The 19,034-nt window shown below is 70.4% G+C and carries 16 protein-coding genes; 9 read left to right on the top strand and 7 right to left on the bottom strand.

The annotated features are described in order from the left end of the window. Positions 1-4 precede the first annotated feature (4 nt). Genes ACX12L_RS17500 through hemC form a run of 3 tightly spaced genes read right to left on the bottom strand, consistent with a single transcriptional unit; the run spans position 5 to position 2,824 of the window. Positions 5-1,087 carry a uroporphyrinogen-III C-methyltransferase gene (locus ACX12L_RS17500; RefSeq protein ID WP_459263734.1) on the bottom strand — a complete coding sequence of 361 codons (1,083 nt, stop codon included), beginning with the start codon at positions 1,085-1,087 and terminating at the stop codon, positions 5-7. Beyond that, positions 1,077-1,901, bottom strand: a complete 825-nt coding sequence (locus tag ACX12L_RS17495) for a uroporphyrinogen-III synthase (protein ID WP_459263733.1) — start codon at positions 1,899-1,901, stop codon at positions 1,077-1,079. The genes ACX12L_RS17500 and ACX12L_RS17495 overlap by 11 nt, the downstream gene beginning before the upstream one ends. Continuing rightward, a complete protein-coding gene (hemC, locus tag ACX12L_RS17490) occupies positions 1,895-2,824 on the bottom strand; it encodes a hydroxymethylbilane synthase (RefSeq protein WP_459263732.1) in 930 nt (309 codons plus the stop codon). The genes ACX12L_RS17495 and hemC overlap by 7 nt, the downstream gene beginning before the upstream one ends. 119 nt (positions 2,825-2,943) lie before the next feature. Between hemC and ppc the strand changes: the two genes are divergently transcribed. Continuing rightward, positions 2,944-5,787, top strand: coding sequence for a phosphoenolpyruvate carboxylase (ppc, locus tag ACX12L_RS17485; protein ID WP_459263731.1), 2,844 nt, complete (start codon positions 2,944-2,946; stop codon positions 5,785-5,787). A 32-nt stretch (positions 5,788-5,819) separates the two neighbouring features. Here the strand turns inward: ppc and flhC are convergent, their stop codons facing one another. The 3 genes from flhC to bfr all read right to left on the bottom strand — a co-directional run bounded on the left by flhC (position 5,820) and on the right by bfr (position 7,431). Then, a complete protein-coding gene (gene flhC / locus ACX12L_RS17480; RefSeq protein ID WP_459263730.1) occupies positions 5,820-6,359 on the bottom strand; it encodes a flagellar transcriptional regulator FlhC in 540 nt (179 codons plus the stop codon). Positions 6,360-6,399: 40 nt separating this feature from the next. After that, on the bottom strand, positions 6,400-6,729 hold the full coding sequence (gene flhD / locus ACX12L_RS17475) for a flagellar transcriptional regulator FlhD (protein WP_459263729.1): 330 nt from the start codon (positions 6,727-6,729) through the stop codon (positions 6,400-6,402). Positions 6,730-6,954: 225 nt separating this feature from the next. Continuing rightward, positions 6,955-7,431: a bacterioferritin gene (bfr, locus tag ACX12L_RS17470; RefSeq protein WP_459263728.1), complete on the bottom strand. Its 477-nt coding sequence runs from the start codon at positions 7,429-7,431 to the stop codon at positions 6,955-6,957. Positions 7,432-7,636: 205 nt separating this feature from the next. On the opposite strand from bfr, the gene ahpC reads away from it, so the two are divergent. From ahpC to ACX12L_RS17430, 8 genes are all read left to right on the top strand, one after another. Further along, positions 7,637-8,212 (top strand): alkyl hydroperoxide reductase subunit C, encoded by a 576-nt coding sequence (ahpC, locus tag ACX12L_RS17465; RefSeq protein ID WP_459263727.1) that lies wholly within the window; start codon positions 7,637-7,639, stop codon positions 8,210-8,212. A gap of 95 nt (positions 8,213-8,307) precedes the next feature. Then, entirely contained in the window at positions 8,308-9,876 is a 1,569-nt protein-coding gene (ahpF, locus tag ACX12L_RS17460; protein ID WP_459263726.1) for an alkyl hydroperoxide reductase subunit F, read from the top strand. A gap of 66 nt (positions 9,877-9,942) precedes the next feature. After that, positions 9,943-11,400: a catalase gene (locus ACX12L_RS17455; protein ID WP_459263725.1), complete on the top strand. Its 1,458-nt coding sequence runs from the start codon at positions 9,943-9,945 to the stop codon at positions 11,398-11,400. Between the two features lie 55 nt (positions 11,401-11,455). Continuing rightward, a complete protein-coding gene (locus ACX12L_RS17450) occupies positions 11,456-11,833 on the top strand; it encodes a hypothetical protein (RefSeq protein WP_459263724.1) in 378 nt (125 codons plus the stop codon). 181 nt (positions 11,834-12,014) lie between these two features. Next, positions 12,015-13,283, top strand: coding sequence for a TolC family protein (locus ACX12L_RS17445; RefSeq protein ID WP_459263723.1), 1,269 nt, complete (start codon positions 12,015-12,017; stop codon positions 13,281-13,283). 107 nt (positions 13,284-13,390) lie between these two features. Next, positions 13,391-13,936, top strand: a complete 546-nt coding sequence (locus ACX12L_RS17440) for a hypothetical protein (protein WP_459263722.1) — start codon at positions 13,391-13,393, stop codon at positions 13,934-13,936. Then, on the top strand, positions 13,933-15,045 hold the full coding sequence (locus ACX12L_RS17435; RefSeq protein WP_459263721.1) for an efflux RND transporter periplasmic adaptor subunit: 1,113 nt from the start codon (positions 13,933-13,935) through the stop codon (positions 15,043-15,045). The genes ACX12L_RS17440 and ACX12L_RS17435 overlap by 4 nt, the downstream gene beginning before the upstream one ends. Positions 15,046-15,058: 13 nt before the next feature. Further along, positions 15,059-18,178 carry an efflux RND transporter permease subunit gene (locus tag ACX12L_RS17430; protein ID WP_459263720.1) on the top strand — a complete coding sequence of 1,040 codons (3,120 nt, stop codon included), beginning with the start codon at positions 15,059-15,061 and terminating at the stop codon, positions 18,176-18,178. Positions 18,179-18,211: 33 nt separating this feature from the next. Here ACX12L_RS17430 and ppsR read toward each other — a convergent pair whose 3' ends face one another. Beyond that, the gene (gene ppsR, locus ACX12L_RS17425; RefSeq protein ID WP_459263719.1) at positions 18,212-19,033 is read right to left on the bottom strand and encodes a posphoenolpyruvate synthetase regulatory kinase/phosphorylase PpsR; all 822 of its coding nucleotides are present in this window, start codon (positions 19,031-19,033) and stop codon (positions 18,212-18,214) included. Position 19,034: the final 1 nt, after the last annotated feature.

Genomic DNA, 19,034 nt, shown 5'->3' with positions numbered 1-19,034 from the left:
CGGGTCAGCGGCCGGCCGCGGCCGTGGCCAGGGCGGCGAAGGTGTCGTCGAGCTGGGGCGTTTCGGCGGCCTTCATGTGGCCTTGCAGCTGCTGCAGCGCCGTGGCGGCGCTCTGCGTGCGGCGCGAGGCCGGATCGAAATACTTGTTGAGCGCCGCGGTGGCGGCCGCCAGGTCGGTGCGCGCAGAGTCCATGCGCCGCGCCAGCAGGGCCAGGCGGGCGTTGAGCAGCTTGAGCTTGAGGTTCTCGCGCAGGAAGAAGGCCTGGTCGGGGGCGAGCAGCATGGCGTCGGGGTGGTCGATGCGGCTCACGCGCACCAGGCCGCGGGTTTCGTCGCGCACGCCTTCCCAGGTGCGGCGCAGCACGGCCTGCCAGCGCGGCTCGCTGGCGGCGGCCGCCGCCGTGGCGGCGGCGGGCTGTCCGCTGCCGGCCTGGTGGCGCATGGCGGCTGCCTGGGCCACGCCGCTGACGAGCGGCAGGTCGTCCACCTGGCGCACCAGGTCGTCCAGGCGGCCCAGCAGGCCGGCCGTGTCGGTGACGGAGGCATGCTCCAGGCGCTCCAGGTCCAGGCCCATGGCGCGCTGCACGGGCGCCAGGCGCGGCTGGGCGGCGCGTTCGATGCGCTGGCTGGCGCTCTTGAGCGCCGCCACCAGCGGCTGCAGGCTGCCCGTGAGCTGCGCCTGCTGCTGCGCCAGGCGCAGGCCGGCGTCGATGTCCACCACCAGGTTCTCGTCGCGCGAGCGCGACAGGCTTTGCATGAGTTCTTCGAGCTGGCTGCGCTGCAGCGCGACCTCGCCCACGCGCGCCTCGGCCACGGCCAGGCGGGCCGAGGTCTCGCGCGACAGGTCCTGCGCCTGCTGCGCCAGGGCGCGGGCCTCGATGGCCTGGGCGCCGGAGTCGGCGGACTGGCGCGCCAGCTGCTCCTGGATGGAGGACAGGCGCTGCCACAGCAGCACCGAGCTCACCAGCGCGGCAATGGAGATGACGCTCAGCGTAAAAAGCGCCGCGCCGTTGCCGGAGGTGGGCGCGGGCGTCCGGGGGGCTGTCGGTTCGGAGGCGGTCAACTCGGGGGGCGACTCATTGCTCATGCGGCGATTCTATCGAGGCGACCACTTCCGCGAGCGAAGGGCGGCACTCCAGGACGGTGCCGAAACCGGCCGCGCGCGCCGCCTGCGCGATGCGCGGGTGGGTGGCCAGGGCGCGCGCGCGGCCCCAGTCCTGGCCGGGCAGGGCGGCGGCCAGGTGGGCCACGGCCTCGGAGCTGCTCAGCAGCCAGAGGGAGCCGTCGCCGGCGGCCGTGCGCGCCAGTGCCTGCTCCGCGGCGCCGAGCCGCGGCGCACCGCGCTCGTAGGCCGCGACGAAGTCCACGGCGCCGCCGGCCGCGCCGATCCGGCCTGCCAGCCATTCGCGCCCGTTGCCGCCTTCGGCCGCGGGGGCGCTGCTGCCGCGCACGACGAGGACGCGGTCGCCGGGGCCGATCTGCGGCGCCACGACCTGCCACAGTGCCTCGGAGTCGAACTGCGCGGCATCGGCGCCGGGTGCGTCGATGCGCTCGGCCGGGAATCCCGCCTGGCGCAGCGCCGCCACGGTGCCGGGGCCGGGTGCCCATACTCTGGTATTGATAGCTGCCAGCGCTTGCTGGACAAGCGTTGAAGCCTGATTTTCTTCAAAAAAGTACTGCACGGCATTGCCGCTCACGAACATCACGGCGCGGTAGCTGCCCAGGCGCGCGCGGGCGTGCTGCAGGGCCTCGCGCAGCGCGGGGTCGGTCACCGCACCGATGGCGATGAGCGGCAGCGCCGCCGCCGCGATGCCGTGCGCCTGCAGGTCGGCCACCCATTGGGCGGCCTCGCGCGCGGGGCGCGTGACGATGGCGCGCGGTGGCGCGGCCACGCTCAGCATGCGGCCACGGCGCCGGCGGCGCGCAGCCGCCCGGCCACGGCCAGGCCCAGCGCATCGGCCTCGTCCGGCGTGGCCACTCGGCTGCTGCCCTCGGCGCGCACCAGCGGCAGCCGGCCTTCGACGTCGCCCCAGGCGGCCTGCAGCCGCAGCGTGTCGCCGCTCCAGACGCCATGGGCGGCCAGGGGCATGGAGCAGCTGCCGCCCATGGCGCGGCTCACGGCGCGCTCGGCCGTGACGGTGAGCCAGGTGCGCCCGTGCGCCAGCGGGGCGAGCGCGTCGCGCAGGTCCTGGCGGTGGCTGCGGATTTCGATGCCCAGCGCGCCCTGGCCGGCGGCGGGCAGCATCTGGCCGGGCTCGAAGACGCTGCGGATGCGCTCGTGCAGGCCCAGGCGCTTGAGGCCCGCGGCGGCGAGCACGATGGCGGCGTACTGGCCCTCGTCGAGCTTGCGCAGGCGCGTCTGCACGTTGCCGCGCAGCGGCTCTATCTTCAGGTCGGGCCGCAGCGCCTGCAGCAGCACCTGGCGGCGCAGGCTGGAGGTGCCGACCACCGCGCCCTGCGGCAGCTCGTCCAGGCTCGCATGGCGCGGCGAGACGAAGGCGTCGCGCGGGTCCTCGCGCTCCATGACGCAGGCCAGGGCGAAGCCGTCCGGCAGCTCCATGGGCACATCCTTGAGCGAGTGCACGGCGATGTCGGCGCGGCCTTCCTCCAGCGCCACCTCGAGCTCCTTGACGAACAGGCCCTTGCCGCCCACCTTGGACAGCGTGCGGTCCAGGATCTGGTCGCCGCGCGTGGTCATGCCCAGCAGCGACACGCTGTGGCCGCGCGCGGCGAGCAGGGCCTGCACATGCTCGGCCTGCCACAGGGCGAGCTGGCTTTCGCGCGTGGCGATGACGATGGGGGGAAGGGCGCTGGAGGTGGTCATGGCGGCATGCGGGTGGGCCCTGCGGACACGGCGGCGGGGCAGCGGGCAATGCTAGCATGCTGCGCCGCAACACAAACCTTGCCATTTCCCTTCATCGGCGCACCAGGAGACACCCGCGTATGACCGCCACTGCCCGCAAGACCGACGCCGCCGCGTCGCCCGCCCGCAGGACCGACAAGGACCTGCCGCTGATCCAGGACATCCGCCTGCTCGGGCGCATCCTGGGCGATGTGATCCGCGAGCAGGAGGGGGTGGCCGCCTACGAGGTGGTGGAGCAGGTCCGCAAGCTGTCGGTGGCCTTCCGCCGCGACGCGGACCATGAGGCCGACCGCATGCTCAAGAAGCTGCTCAAGGGCCTGACGGGCGACCAGACGGTGAGCGTGATCCGCGCCTTCACCTATTTCAGCCACCTGGCCAACCTGGCCGAGGACCGCCACCACATCCGCCGCCGCGCCGTGCACGAACGCGCGGGCAGCAGCCAGGAGGGCAGCATCGAGGTGGCGCTGGCGCGCCTGCGCTGGGCCGGCATCGCGCCGCGCACGGTGGCGCAGACCCTGGCCACGAGCTACGTGGCGCCCGTGCTCACGGCCCACCCGACCGAGGTGCAGCGCAAGAGCATCCTGGATGCCGAGCGCGAGATCGCGCTGCTGCTCGCCCGGCGCGACGACATCCAGGCCCGCGCCCAGCTCTACAACAGCGCCAAGGACACCGTGAGCCCGCGTGAGCTGGCCGCCAACGAGGCGCAGCTGCGCGCGCGCGTGGCCCAGCTGTGGCAGACGCGGCTGCTGCGCTATTCCAAGCTGACCGTGGCCGACGAGATCGAGAACGCGCTCTCGTACTACGAATCGACCTTCCTGCAGGAGATACCGCGCATCTACGCCGATCTCGAACGCGAGCTCGGAGGCAACCAGAGCGTGGCCAGCTTCCTGCGCATGGGCCAGTGGATAGGGGGCGACCGCGACGGCAACCCCAACGTGAGCGCCGCCACGCTGGCCCTGGCCCTGCGCCGCCAGTCCGACGTGGCGCTGCGCCACTACCTGACCGAGGTGCACCACCTGGGCCGCGAGCTGTCGCTGTCGGCCAACCTGGTGCAGGTCTCGCCCGAGATGCAGGAGCTGGCCGCGCGCTCGCCCGATACCAGCGAGCATCGCCAGGACGAGCCCTACCGCCGGGTGCTTGCTGGCGTCTATGCGCGCCTGGCCGCGACGCTCAAGGAGCTCAGCGGCGGCGATGCCGCGCGCCACGCCGTGGCGCCGCAGAACGCCTATGCCAGCGCCGGGGAATTCCTGGCCGACCTGCGCGTCATCGAGGCCTCGCTGCAGTCGCACCGCGGCGCCGCGCTCACGGGCGAGCGCCTGCGCCCCTTGATGCGCGCGGTGGAGGTGTTCGGCTTCCACCTGGCGACGGTGGACCTGCGCCAGAGCTCGGACCAGCACGAGCACGTGGTGGCCGAGCTGCTGGCCACGGCGCGCGTGCAGGCCGACTATGGGGCCCTGCCCGAGCCCGAGCGCCGCGCCCTGCTCCTGCGCCTGCTGTGCGACGCGCGGCCGCTGCGCGTGGTGGGCGCGCAGTACTCGGAGCTCGCGACGAACGAGCTCGCCATCTTCGAGACCGCGCGGCTGATGCGCGAACGCTACGGCAAGGATGCCATCCGCCACTACATCATCAGCCACACCGAGACGGTGAGCGACCTGCTGGAGGTGCTGCTGCTGCAGAAGGAGGTGGGCCTGGTGCGGGGCACGCTCGATGCCGGCGCCCGCGCCGACCTGATCGTCGTGCCGCTGTTCGAGACCATCGAGGACCTGCGCAACGCCGCGCCCATCATGCGCGAGTTCTATGCCATCCCCGGCATCGCGCAGCTCGTGCGTGCCAGCGGCGCGGAGCAGGACATCATGCTGGGCTACAGCGACAGCAACAAGGACGGCGGCATCTTCACCAGCAACTGGGAGCTGTACCGCGCCGAGATCGCTCTCGTGGCGCTGTTCGACGAACTCAACGCCGCCAAGGGCGGCACGCCCATACGGCTGCGCATGTTCCACGGCCGCGGCGGCACCGTGGGGCGCGGCGGCGGCCCGAGCTACCAGGCCATCCTGGCGCAGCCGCCCGGCACGGTGCGCGGGCAGATCCGCATGACCGAGCAGGGCGAGGTGATCGCATCCAAGTACGCCAACCCCGAAATCGGCCGGCGCAACCTCGAAACGCTGGTCGCCGCCACGCTGGAGGCCACGCTGCTGCAGCCCACCAAGCCCGCGACCAAGGCCTTCCTGGAGGCGGCCGAGCAGCTCTCGCGCGACAGCATGGCGGCCTACCGCGCCCTGGTGTACGAGACCCCGGGCTTCGTGGACTATTTCTTCGGCGCCACGCCGATCCGCGAGATCGCGCAGCTCAACATCGGCTCGCGCCCCGCATCGCGCAAGCCCAGCCAGCGCATCGAGGACCTGCGCGCCATCCCCTGGGGCTTCAGCTGGGGCCAGTGCCGCCTCACGCTGCCGGGCTGGTTCGGCTTCGGGGCGGCGGTGCAGGCCTTCGTGGACACGCCGGGCCAGGACCCCAAGGCGCGGCTGGCGCTGCTGCAGAAGATGTACCGGCAATGGCCGTTCTTCCGCACGCTGCTGTCCAACATGGACATGGTGCTGTCCAAGAGCGACCTGGCGCTGGCCTCGCGCTACAGCGAGCTGGTGGCCGATGCGCGGCTGCGCAAGAAGGTGTTCTCCGCCATCGAGCAGGAATGGCAGCGCACGTCGGAGGCCCTCACGCGCATCACCGGCGAAAAGCAGCGCCTGGCGGCCAATACGGCGCTGGCGCGCTCGATGCGCCACCGCTTCCCCTACATCGATCCGCTGCACCACCTGCAGGTGGAGCTGGTGCGCCGCTGGCGCGCCGGCCAGGGCGACGAGCGCGTGCAGACCGGCATCCACATCTGCATCAACGGCATCGCGGCGGGGTTGCGCAATACCGGCTGATCGATGGCGGCCGGGCGCGCCGCCGAAGCGATTCAGTGCAGCGTGAGTGCGCCCGCGCTCTTGCTCTTGCCCGCGCGCGCCGGCGGGTTGCACAGGCCGCAGGTGTAGTGGCGGTTCTCGTACAGCTCGGTGACGAACTGGCCACCGCACTGCGAGCACTTGGTGCGGGTGAGCATGCCCGCGTCGACGAACTTGATCAGGCGCCAGGCGCGCGTGAACGACAGCAGGGGCTCGATCTGCGCGGCCGCCACCTGCTCGTTGTAGAGGCGGTAGGCCTTGGTGAGCAGCTCCACGCTGTCCAGGCTCACGCCCTTGGACAGGTACTCGTAGATGTTCAGGAACAGCGAGCTGTGGATGTTCTCCTGCCAGGTGAGGAACCAGTCGGTCGAGAACGGCAGCTGCCCCTTGGAAGGCGACTTGCCCGCGATCTCCTTGTACAGGCGTATCAGGCGCTCGTACGACAGCGTGGTCTCCGACTCCAGCACCTGCATGCGGGCCCCCATTTCGATGAGCATGGCGGCGCGTTCGATTTGCTTGGACTCGTTGAGGACGCTCTTGGCAGGTGCGGACATGGTGGCTTTCGGGAAATGGTGGCGGGTGGGCGGGGCAGGGTCAGAGCACTTCGGACACGCGGCTGGCCATGAGGATGTTGGCGTGCAGCGTGTTGGTGGCTTCGTTGGCCGCCTTGCGCGGAGTGTTGTGGTTGGTCAGCAGGCTCCACACCAGCTCGTCGTCCACGCGGAAGCTGCACAGCAGCGTGTTGCGCGATGCCAGCTTGAGCACCTGGGCGGCCGAGAGCGAAGCCAGGATGTCGGCGGCGTCCTCATTGAGCCCCAGGCGGAACACGGCCTCGGCCTTGTCCTGGCGGATCAGGGTCTGGGCCAGCATCAGGTAGGTGAGGTTGGCTTCACGGATTTCGGCAAGCAGTTGTTCTGAAGTCATGAGTGAATCCTTTCCAGTGGTGGATCTTGCCTTGCATGCTGTTGCATGTGTTGCGTGATCCGTTGAAATGGATTGTGAAACCCGTCCAAAAGGAAATTAAGTCGGGGTTCCGCGCTGCGTGGCGTCCGGCTGTCTGACGGGGCTTGTAGGAATTTCCCTTACATCGGCGTCGGCCTGCGCACGAAAAACGGGCCGAAGCCCGTTGCACGCCATTGCGGTGGGGTGTCAGTCCGCGTCGCCCATCTGCGACTGCAGGTAGTTCGGCAGGCCGACCTTGCCGACGAGTTCGATCTGGGTCTCCAGGAAATCGATGTGCTCCTCGGTGTCCTCCAGGATCTCCTGCAGCAGGTCGCGCGAGACGTAGTCGCGCACCGACTCGCAGTAGGCAATGCCTTCCTTGACGGTGGCCTGCGCGCCATGCTCGGCGCGCAGGTCGCATTCCAGGATCTCGGGTACATCCTCGCCCAGCTGCAGCTTGCCCAGGTCCTGCAGGTTGGGCAGGCCATCGAGCATGAAGATGCGGTCCATGAGCTTGTCGGCATGCTTCATCTCGCCGATGGACTCCTCGTATTCCTTCTTGGCGAGCTTGTCGAAGCCCCAGTGCTTGAGCATGCGGTAGTGCACGAAGTACTGGTTGATGGCCGTGAGCTCATTCTTCAGCTGGGCCTGCAGGTGGAAGATAACTTGGGCGTCGCCTTGCATGGTGTGCTCCTGAAGGTGGGGTGGATGGGAAGCAGGTGGCATTGTCGGACAGCTGGCGCGCCGTCGCGGGCTGTTTCGGCATGGAACGGAAGTAAATATAGTTTATGGCAATCAAATCAATGAAATCAATTGATTGGATTCATTCTCAACTTCGGCCTAGACTCCAGTCCTGTCATCACTCAACCGCAACCGAAAGGAAACAACGATGTCCCTGATCAACACCCAAGTCCAGCCCTTCAAGACCACCGCCTTCGTCAACCGCGGCGGCAAGGGCGAGTTCATCGAAGTGACCGAGCAGAGCCTCAAGGGCAAGTGGTCCGTGCTGATCTTCATGCCTGCGGCCTTCACCTTCAACTGCCCCACCGAGATCGAGGACGCAGCCGAGCATTACGCCGAGTTCCAGAAGGCCGGCGCCGAGGTCTACATCGTGACCACCGACACGCATTTCTCGCACAAGGTGTGGCATGAAACGTCCGACGCCGTGGGCAAGGCCAAGTTCCCGCTGGTGGGCGACCCCACGCACCAGCTGACCAACGCCTTCGGCGTGCATATCCCCGAGGAAGGCCTGGCGCTGCGCGGCACCTTCGTGATCAACCCCGATGGCGTGATCAAGACGCTGGAGATCCACTCCAACGAGATCGCCCGCGATGTGTCGGAAACCCTGCGCAAGCTCAAGGCGGCCCAGTTCACGGCAGCGCATCCTGACCAAGTGTGCCCGGCCAAGTGGAAGGAAGGCGCCAAGACGCTGACGCCCTCGCTGGACCTGGTTGGCAAGATCTAAGCACAAGACGCCACGCAGCCGGACAGACGCAGGGCGTGCGCGCCCTGCCGTCCGGTTTTTTTACGCCCCTGCTTTTTCAGAACAAGGATTCCACCATGCTGGACGATCAACTCAAATCCCAACTCGCCGCCTATCTGGAGCGCGTGACGCAACCGTTCGAGATGGTGGCATCCCTGGACGAGAGCGAGACCTCGGCGCAGATGCGCGAGCTGCTCACGACCATCCAGTCGCTGCGCGGCGACAAGATCAGCCTGCGCACAGACGGCCAGGATGCGCGCAAGCCCTCCTTCACGCTGCAGCGCGTGGGCGCGGGCACCAGCTTGCGCTTCGCGGGCCTGCCCCTGGGCCATGAATTCACCTCGCTGGTGCTGGCCCTGCTGTGGACCGGCGGCCATCCGCCCAAGGTGGAACAGGACCTGATCGAACAGGTGCGCTCGCTCGACGGCGACTTCAACTTCGAGGTCTACATGAGCCTGACCTGCCACAACTGCCCCGACGTGGTGCAGGCGCTGTCGCTCATGGCCGTGCTCAACCCCAAGGTCAAGACCACGGTGATCGAGGGCGGCGCCTTCCAAGAGGAGGTGACGGCGCGCGAGATCATGGCCGTGCCCATGGTCTACCTGAACGGCCAGGTGTTCGGCGCGGGCCGCATGGAGCTGGCCGAGATCGTCGCCAAGCTCGACACCGGCGCCGCCAAGCGCGAGGCCGCCAAGCTCTCGGCCAAGGAAGCGTTCGACGTGCTCATCGTCGGCGGCGGCCCGGCCGGCGCGGCGGCGGCCGTGTACGCGGCGCGCAAGGGCATCCGCACCGGCGTGGCGGCCGAGCGCTTCGGCGGCCAGGTCAACGACACGCTGGACATCGAGAACTACATCTCCATCCCCCGCACCGAGGGCCCGCAGTTCGCCGCCGCGCTGCAGCAGCACGTGAACGCGTACGACGTGGACGTGATGAACCTGCAGCGCGCCAAGGCCTTGAAGCCGGCCAGCCAGAGCGGCGGCCTGATCGAGGTGGAGATGGACAACGGCGCCGTGCTGAAAGCCAAGACCGTCATCCTCTCGACCGGCGCGCGCTGGCGCAACATGAACGTGCCCGGCGAGGAGCAGTACCGCACCAAGGGCGTGGCCTACTGCCCGCACTGCGACGGCCCGCTCTACAAGGGCAAGCGCGTGGCCGTGATCGGCGGCGGCAACTCCGGCGTGGAGGCGGCCATCGACCTGGCCGGCGTGGTGGCGCATGTCACGGTGTTCGAGTTCATGCCCCAGCTCAAGGCCGACGCCGTGCTGCAGAAGAAGCTCGCCAGCCTGCCCAACGTGGACGTGGTGCTCAATGCCCAGACCACCGAGGTGCTGGGCGACGGCAGCAAGGTCAACGCGCTGGCCTACAAGGACCGTGCCACGGGCGAGGAAAAGCGCGTGGAGCTCGAAGGCATCTTCGTGCAGATCGGCCTGCTGCCCAGCACCGACTGGCTCAAGGGAACGGTGGAGCTGTCCAAGTTCGGCGAGATCGTCATCGACGCCAAGGGCCAGACCAGCGTGCCCGGCGTGTTCGCTGCGGGCGACTGCACGACGGTTCCGTACAAGCAGATCGTCATCGCCGCGGGAGCGGGTGCCACCGCCGCCTTGAGCGCCTTCGACCACTTGATCCGTACCAGCGCTCCGCAATGAGCCGGCGGACCGGGCCCGCGCCTTGCGGGTCCGGCCCATTTCTTTCACCCACCCAGGAGATGCACCATGACCGACAAACAAAAGCTCACCACCGCCTTCGGCTGCCCCGTGGTCGATAACCAGAACACGATGACGGCCGGCCCGCGCGGTCCCGTCCTGCTGCAGGACGTCTGGCTGCTGGAAAAACTCGCGCACTTCGACCGCGAGGTCATCCCCGAGCGGCGCATGCACGCCAAGGGCAGCGGTGCCTACGGCACGTTCACCGTCACCAACGACATCACCAAGTACACCAAGGCCAGGATCTTCTCCGAGGTCGGCAAGAAGACCGAGCTGTTCGCGCGCTTCACCACCGTGGCGGGCGAGCGCGGCGCGGCCGACGCCGAGCGCGACATCCGCGGCTTTGCCGTCAAGTTCTACACCGAGCAGGGCAACTGGGATCTGGTGGGCAACAACACGCCGGTGTTCTTCCTGCGCGACCCGCTCAAGTTCCCGGACCTGAACCACGCGGTCAAGCGCGACCCGCGCACCAACATGCGCAGCGCGCAAAACAACTGGGACTTCTGGACCTCGCTGCCCGAGGCGCTGCACCAGGTCACCATCGTCATGTCCGAGCGCGGCATCCCCGCCAGCTACCGCACCATGCACGGCTTCGGCTCGCACACCTTCAGCTTCATCAACGCGGCCAACGAGCGCTTCTGGGTCAAGTTCCACTTCAGGTGCCAGCAGGGCATCCGCAACCTGACCGACGCCGAGGCCGAGTCCCTGGTCGGCAAGGACCGGGAAAGCCATCAGCGCGACCTGTACGATGCCATCGAGACCGGCGACTTCCCGCGCTGGAAGCTCATGGTCCAGGTCATGCCCGAGAAGGACGCCTCCAAGGTGCCCTACAACCCGTTCGACCTGACCAAGGTCTGGCCGCATGGCGACTACCCGCTGATCGAGGTCGGCGTGATGGAGCTCAACCGCAACCCGGAGAACTTCTTCGCCGAGGTCGAGCAATCGGCCTTCAACCCGGCCAGCGTGGTGCCCGGCATCGGCTTCTCGCCCGACAAGATGCTGCAGGCGCGGCTGTTCTCCTACGGCGACGCGCAGCGCTACCGCCTGGGCGTGAACCACTACCAGATCCCGGTCAACGCGCCGCGCTGCCCCGTGCACCACTACCACCGCGACGGCGCCATGCGCGTGGACGGCAACTTCGGCGGCACCCGCGGCTACGAGCCCAACAGCTACGGCGAATGGGCCGAGCAGCCGGACTTCCGCGAGCCGCCGCTGTCGGTGGAGGGCTCGGCCGACCACTGGAACCACCGCGAGGACGGCGACTACTACTCGCAGCCCGGAGCGCTGTTCCGCCTGATGAGCCCGGCCCAGCGGCAGGCGCTGTTCAATAACACGGCCGCCTCCATCGGCGGCGCCACGCGCGAGGTGCAGCTGCGCCACATCCGCAACTGCCTGAAGGCCGACCCGGCCTATGGCGCGGGCGTGGCCCAGGCCCTGGGCATCCCCGCGAGCGAGTACGCAGGCTGACGACGCCCGCTGCCCATGGATCGCGCGTGATCTGGATTTAAAATGCGCGCCTTCCATGCGCCGCCTGCTGTTCATCCTGATACTGGCTTGCCTGCCGCTGCAGTCCATCTGGGCGGCGGCGGCCAGCTATTGCGGGCATGAGACGGCCCCTGCGGCCGCGCATTTTGGCCACCACCAGCACCTGGTCCACGACGATCACGCCGCAGCCGCATCGGGCGACTGCGCGCATGGCCATGACGGCACCAGCGTGCGCACGGGCGGCGTCGACATGGACTGCCACGTCTGCCACGGCCTGGGCAGCGTCCTGCATGCCGGGCCCGCCGCCACCGCGCTGCGCCTGGGCGCCATGCGCCCCGCGCCCTTCGTATTGCCGCTGCTGCGCGCCCCCGCGCCCGCGCGCCCCGAACGACCCAACTGGCCGGGCCTTGCCTGAACGGCAAGGCGGGGCGGGGCAGCCCCTGGTCCACTGAAACACTGGAATCCGGCGCGGTGCAGTCCGCCCGTTCCGGTGATCGAGCGGGCCGGCTTTCATCGACGCAGCCGCGGCCTGGCCGCAGTGCCTGCAATGCCTTGCCGATTTTTCACCCATGGCCATGCCAATGGAGAAATATCGGATGCCATTTGTCTGGAAGATTTCCCGGGCCCGCTTGCGGGCCCTCGCACTCACCTTGGCCTGGGGGCTGGCGGCGACGTCCGCCGCCGCCCAGGCAACCCCTGCCGTCTCCCCGCTGCAGGCCCTGTTCGAGCAGGCCTGGCGGCGCCAGCCCGAGGCGCAGGCGCTGCCGCTGCGCCGCCAGGCCGCGCAGGCCGGGCGCGACAGCGCCGACGCCTGGACGCCCGAGCCCGCGGCGCTGGAACTGCAGACCAAGAACGACCGCATCGGCAGCCGCCTGGGCGCGCGCGAGCACACCGTGGGCGTGGCCCTGCCGCTGTGGCTGCCCGGCGAGCGCGCGCGCAAGGCGGCGCTGGGCGATGCAGAGCTGCAGGCCGTGGACAGCAGCGGCCTGGCCGCGCAGCTGGAGCTGGCCGCGCGCGTGCGCGAATCCTGGTGGAACTGGCGGCGCGCCTGCAGCGACCGGGCGCTGGCCCAGGGGCAGCGGGAGAACGCGCGCGCCCTGGCCGCCGATGTGGCGCGCCGCTTGGCGGCGGGCGACATGGCGCGCTCCGACCATTACCAGGCCCAGGCCGTCCAGGCCCAGGCCGAGGCCACGCTGGCCCAGGCGCAGGGCGCGTGCGACGCCGCCCGGGCGGCGCTGGCCGTCTGGAGCGACGGCCAGCCTCTGCCGCCCGAGGGCGAAGCCCTGGGCGTGGAGCCCGCTCCCGTCCTCCAACCGCCCCTGGCCGCGGCGTACGGCCATCCGGCCCTGGCCGATGGCGAGCGCCAGGCCGCGCTGGCGCGCCGCCAGGCCGAACTGGCGGCCGTGCAGACGCGCGCCAACCCTGAGCTGACGCTGTCGGCATCGAGCGAACGCGGCCTGGCCGGCGACCGCTACCAGCAGTCCGTCACGCTGGGCGTGCGCCTGCCGCTGGGCGCGGGCGTGCGCGCCCATGCCCGCGAGGCCGCCGCCCTGGCCCTGGCGCTGGAGCTGGAGACCCGCGTGGAGCGCGAGCGCGCGCGCCTGGCCGCCGGCATCCGTGCCGCCCAGGCGCAGGCCAGCGCCGCCGCCGCGCAGGAGCAGGCCATGGCGCGCAATGCCGGGCTGGCCGGCGCCACGCGCGGCTTCGTCGCCAAGGCCTTCGCGCTGGGCGAGGCCGACTGGCCCACGCGGCTGCGCGCCGAGCAGGACGCCGTGCAGGCCGAGCGCCAGGCGCTGCGCGCGCGCATCGACGCCGCTGCCGCCGTGTCCGCCCTGCGCCAGGCGCTGGGGCTGCTGCCGCAATGAGGGCGGCCTTCCCGGAAATTCATCAAAAAATGCCTGTAGCGCCCGTGTATCAAGCGCTGCTAGCTATCGAAAATGCAGCTCGATGGCTGCGTTCACTGGAATTCACCATGCATCATTTCCGTACTCTTCCGGCCGCCCTGGCCTTGCTGCTGGGGCTGGCCATGCCCGCCGCCCGCGCCCATGAGGGCCACGACGATGGCCCCGCGGCCCCGCCGGCCGGCGCCGCGCCGCGCTTTGCCGCGGTTTCTGACCGGTTCGAACTGGTCGGCGTGATCGACGGGCGCAGGCTCACGCTCTACCTCGACCATGCCGGCGACAACAGCCCGGTGCAGGACGCGCGGCTGGAGCTCGACCTGGGCGGCCAGGCCGTGGCCGTGGCCCGCGTGGGCGAGGGCCTGTACCAGGCCGAGCTGGCGCAGCCCCTCGCCGATGGCGAAACGCCCGTCACGGCCACCGTGGTGGCCGGGGCGGATTCCGATCGGCTGGCCGCGGACATCGACTGGCATGCGCCCGCAGCGGCGCCGGGCAAGGAGGGGTGGACGCGCACCGCCCTGCTTGCCGCCGCTGCCGGCCTGGCGGGCGTGGCCCTGGGGCTGTGGGCCTGGCTGCGCAGCCGCCGCAGCGCCGCCGCGCGCATGGGAGGTGCAGCATGAACCGCCGCCCCTACATGCGCGCCGTGGCCTGCCTGCTCGCCACCGCCCTGGCCCTGCCGCTGGCCGCGCCGGCCCATGAAGGCCACGACGAGGCCGCGCCCGCCGCAGCCGGCGAGAGCCCGCGCCGCCAGCCCGACGGCAGCGTCTTCGTGCCCAAGAGCGCGCAGCGCCAGATGAACCTGCGCACCCTGGCCGTGGCGGCGGGCGAGTACCCGCAGGCCTTCGAGCTGGCGGGCACCGTGGCCATGGACCCCAACGCCAGCGGCAAGGTGCAGGCCGCGCTGGCCGGGCGGCTGCAGGCCGGCCCCCAGGGGCTGCCCGTGCCGGGCCAGAGCGTGAAGAAGGGCCAGGTGCTGGCCTACGTGGTGCCCACGGCGGGCGCGATAGAGCGCTCGAACCAGCTCGCGCAGCAGGCCGAACTGCGCGCCGCCCAGGCCCTGGCGCAGCGGCGCGTGGCGCGCCTGCGCGAACTGGCCGACACCGTGGCGCGCAAGGACATCGAGGCGGCGGAGAGCGAGCTGCACAGCCTCACCCAGCGCCTGGCCGCCGTGGGCGCGGGCCTTGCGCAGCGCGATGCGCTGGTGGCGCCGGTGTCGGGCGTGATCGCCTCCAGCAACGCCGTGGCGGGGCAGGTGGTGGATGCGCGCGAGCTGATCTTCGAGGTGGTGGACCCCGCGCGCCTGCGCATAGAGGCACTGGCCTACGAGCCGGCCCAGGCGCAGGACATCGCCTCCGCCCACCTGGCCCTGGACGGCCAGGCCGTGCCGCTGCGCTTCGTGGGCGCGGCGCGCAGCCTGCGCGAGCAGGCCCTGCCGCTGTCCTTTGCCGGCGACGCCCAGGCCCTGGGCCGCCTCGCCCTGGGCCAGCCCGTGCGCCTGGTGGTGCAGACGCGCTCGCGCGTGGCCGGGGTGCGCGTGCCCATGGCCGCGCTGCAGCGCAACCCCTCCAACCAGAGCATCGTCTGGGTCAAGACCGCGGCCGAGCAGTTCGCCCCGCGCGTCGTCGGCTACCTGCCGCTCGATGGCGTGAGCGTGGCCGTGACCCAGGGCCTGGCGGCCGGCGAGCGCGTGGCCACCCAGGGCGCGGCGCTCATCAACCAAGTGCGCTGAAGGAGCCCGCGACATGTTCAAGTGGCTCTTGGAAAACAGCCTGGCCAACCGGCTGCTGGTCCTGGCGACGGCGGCGGTGCTCATGGCCTACGGCGCGTTCACCCTTTCGCGCACGCCGGTCGATGTGTTTCCCGACCTCAACAAGCCCACCGTGACCCTGATGGCCGAGGCCGGCGGCATGGCGGCCCAGGAGGTCGAGCAGCTCATCACCTTTGCGCTGGAGACCGCCATGAACGGCCTTCCCGGCGTGGAGAGCGTGCGCTCCACGTCGAGCGCCGGCCTGTCCTTCGTCTACGTCACCTTCGACTGGAGCGTGGACATCTTCCGCGCCCGGCAGATGGTGGCCGAGCGCCTGGCGGCGATGGAGGGGGCGCTGCCCCCGGGCATCACGCCGACCATGGGGCCGGTGAGCTCCATCATGGGCGAGATCATGCAGGTGGCGATCCCCATCGACCCCGCGCGCACCACGCCCATGGCCGTGCGCGAGTACGCCGACTGGGTGCTGCGCCCGCGCCTGCTGGCCATCCCCGGCGTGGCGCAGGTGATACCGATCGGCGGCGAGGTGCGCCAGTTCCAGGTGCGGCCCGACACGGCGCGCATGGCGCAGCTGGGCATCACGCACGAGCAGCTGACGGCCGCGCTCAAGGGCTTTTCGGCCAACACCTCGGGGGGCTTCCTGGAGCTCAACGGGCGCGAGTACCTGATCCGCCACCTGGGCCAGACCACGCGCCTGCAGGACTTGCAGAACCTGGCGCTGGCCGCGCCCAACGGCCAGAGCCTGCTGCTGCGCCAGGTGGCCGATGTCAGCTTCGCCGCCGCCACCAGGCGCGGCGATGCGGGCTTCGAGGGCGGCCCTGCCGTGATCCTGGGCATACAGAAGCAGCCCACGGCCGACACCATCGCGCTCACCGGGCGCATCGAGGCGGCCCTGGCCGGGCTGGAGAAATCCCTGCCCGAGGGCATGCAGGCGCCGCGCGTGACCTTCCGCCAGGCGAGCTTCATCGAGGCCTCGGTACGCACCCTGCAGGGCAAGCTGATCGGCGCCTCGGTGTTCGTGGCGGTGATCCTGTTCGCCTTCCTGGGCACGCTGCGGCCCACGGTGATCGCGCTCACGGCCATACCGGTCTCCATCTTTCTTTCCGCGCTGGTGTTCCGCTACTTCGGCCTGTCGATCAACACCATGACGCTGGGGGGGCTGGCGATCGCCATCGGCGGTCTGGTGGACGACGCCGTGGTGGACGTGGAGAACGTGCTGCGCCGGCTGAAGATGGACCGGCAGAAGAAGCCCGGCATGCGGCTGCACCCCATCGAGGTGGTCAAGCTCGCCTCCATGGAGGTGCGCTCGGGCATCGTCTACGCCACGGCCATCATCGTGCTGGTGTTCCTGCCGCTGTTCGCGCTGCCGGGCATAGAGGGGCGGCTGTTCGTGCCGCTGGGCGTGGCCTTCATCGTCTCGACGCTGGCCTCGCTCCTGGTGTCGGTCACGGTCACGCCGGTGCTGGCCTTCTACCTGCTGCCGCGCATGAAGCACCTCGACCACGGCGACACGCGCCTGCTGGCCTGGCTCAAGGCGCGCTACCGCAGCGGCCTGCAGGCGGTGCTGAACCGCCCGCGCCAGGCGGTGGCGGCGGGGGCGCTGGCGGTGCTGGCGGCCGCGGCCGCCGTGCCGCTGTTTCCCACCACGTTCCTGCCGCCGTTCAACGAGGGCACGCTGCTCATCGGCATGCGCCTGAACCCGGGCGTGACCCTGGCCGAATCCACGGCCCTGGCCAGCCAGGCCGAGCGCCTGGTGCGCGAGGTGCCCGAGGTCACCCACGTGGGGCGGCGCAGCGGCCGCGCCGAGCTCGACGAGCATGCCGAGGGCGTGCATGTCAGCGAGCTGGACGTGGGCCTGCTGCCCGCTTCCGGGATGGGCCGCAGCATGGCCGAGGTGCAGGCCGACATCCGCGCGCGCCTGGCGCCGCTGCCCGCGGCCATCTCCATGGGGCAGCCGATCTCGCACCGCATAGACCACATGCTCTCGGGCGTGCGCTCGCAAATCGCCATCAAGCTGTTCGGCGAGGACCTCGACACGCTGCGCGGCCAGGCGGAAAGCCTGCGCGCGCGCCTGTCTGGCATAGCCGGCCTGGCCGACCTGGAGGTGGAGAAGCAGGTGCTGGCGCCGCAGATCACGGTGCGCGTGGACTACGCCGCCGCCGCCCAGTACGGCGTGAGCGCGGCCCAGGTGCTGGCCACCCTGCAAGGCCTGGTGGAGGGCGAGAAGATCGCGCAGATCGTCGAGGGCGGGCGCCGCTTCGCCCTGGTGGTGCGCCTGCCGGACAGCGCGCGCGCCCCCGGCGGGCTGGCGCAGCTGCTGCTCGACACGCCCCGCGGGCGCGTGCCCCTGTCGCGCCTGGCCAGCATCGAGGAGGGCGACGGCCCGAACCAGATCAGCCGCGACGACGGGCGCCGGCGCATCGTGCTGTCGGCCAACGCCCAGGGGCGGCCGCTCTCGGACGTGGTGGCCGACATCCGCGCCGCGGTGGACGGGACCCGCCTGCCCGAGGGCTACTTCATCACCCTGGGCGGGCAGTTCCAGGCGCAGGAGGAGGCCAGCCGCCTCGTCGCGATGCTGGCCGTCGTATCGCTGGCGCTGATGTTCGTCGTGCTCTATGCGCGCTACCAGTCGGCGCGGCTGTCGGCCCTCATCATGGCCAACATCCCGCTGGCGTTGGTGGGCGCGGTGCTGGGGCTGTGGATCTCGGGCCAGCCGCTGTCGGTGGCGGCGCTGATCGGCTTCATCACGCTGGCGGGCATCTCGGTGCGCAACGGCATCCTGAAGGTCAGCCACTACCTGAACCTGATGCGCACCGAGGGCGAGGGCTTCGACCACGCCATGATCCTGCGCGGCTCCCTGGAGCGCCTGAGCCCCGTGCTCATGACGGCCCTGGTGACGGCCTTCGCCCTGGCGCCCCTGCTGTTCGAGGCCGAGCGCCCGGGCACCGAGATACTGCATCCGGTGGCGGTGGTGATCTTCTCGGGGCTGGTCAGCTCGACCTTGCTCGACACCTTCCTCACCCCGGCGCTGTTCTGGCTCGTTGGCCGGCGCGACGCCGAACGCCTGCTCGACGACAAGCGCACAGAGGCATTCTGACGCAGCCCTGGCCCCGGCCCGGCGGACTGGAACTCAATACACCAGCCGCTCGGGCCGCACCTCCTGCAGGATGGTGGTGGCGATCTCCTCGATGCTCTTGGTCGTGGTGGAGAGCCAGCGTATGCCTGCGCGGCGCATCATGGCCTCGGCTTCGTTGACTTCGTAGCGGCAGTTGGCCAGGTCGGCGTAGCGCGAGTTCGGGCGGCGCTCGTTGCGGATCTCGGACAGGCGCTCGGGCTGGATGGTCAGGCCGAAGATCTTCTTGCGGTAGGGCATGAGCGCGGGCGGCAGCTGGCGGCGCTCGAAATCCTCGGGGATCAGCGGGTAGTTCGCCACCTTCAGGCCGCATTGCATGGCCAGGTACAGGCTGGTGGGCGTCTTGCCGCTGCGCGAGATGCCGATCAGGATCACGTCCGCCCCCTCCAGGTCGCGGTGGCTCTGGCCGTCGTCGTGGTCCAGGCTGAAGTTGATCGCCTCGATGCGGTCGAGGTATTCCTTGGAGCGCGTGATGTCGGCGAAGCGTCCCACGCGGTGCAGCGACTTGATGCCCAGCTCCTGCTCCAGCGGGCGCACGAAGGTGCTGAACATGTCCATCAGCATGCCCTTGCAGCCCTCCTGTATCACCTTGAGCACGTCCATGTTCACGAGCGTGGTGAAGACGATGGGCTTCTTGCCCTCCAGCTCTGCCGTGTGGTTGACCTGGCGCACCGCCTGGTGCGCCTTGTCCACGGTGTCCACGAAGGGCAGGCGCACATGGCGCGGCCGCATGTCGAACTGGGCCAGGATGGCGTTGCCGAAGGTTTCGGCCGTGATGCCGGTGCCGTCGGAGATGTAGAACACGGTGCGCGTGTGCATG

The organism is Alicycliphilus sp. T452 (assembly GCF_054512775.1).
Note: the sequence above shows the minus strand (reverse complement) of the source record. Positions and strands in the feature narration are given on the sequence as shown.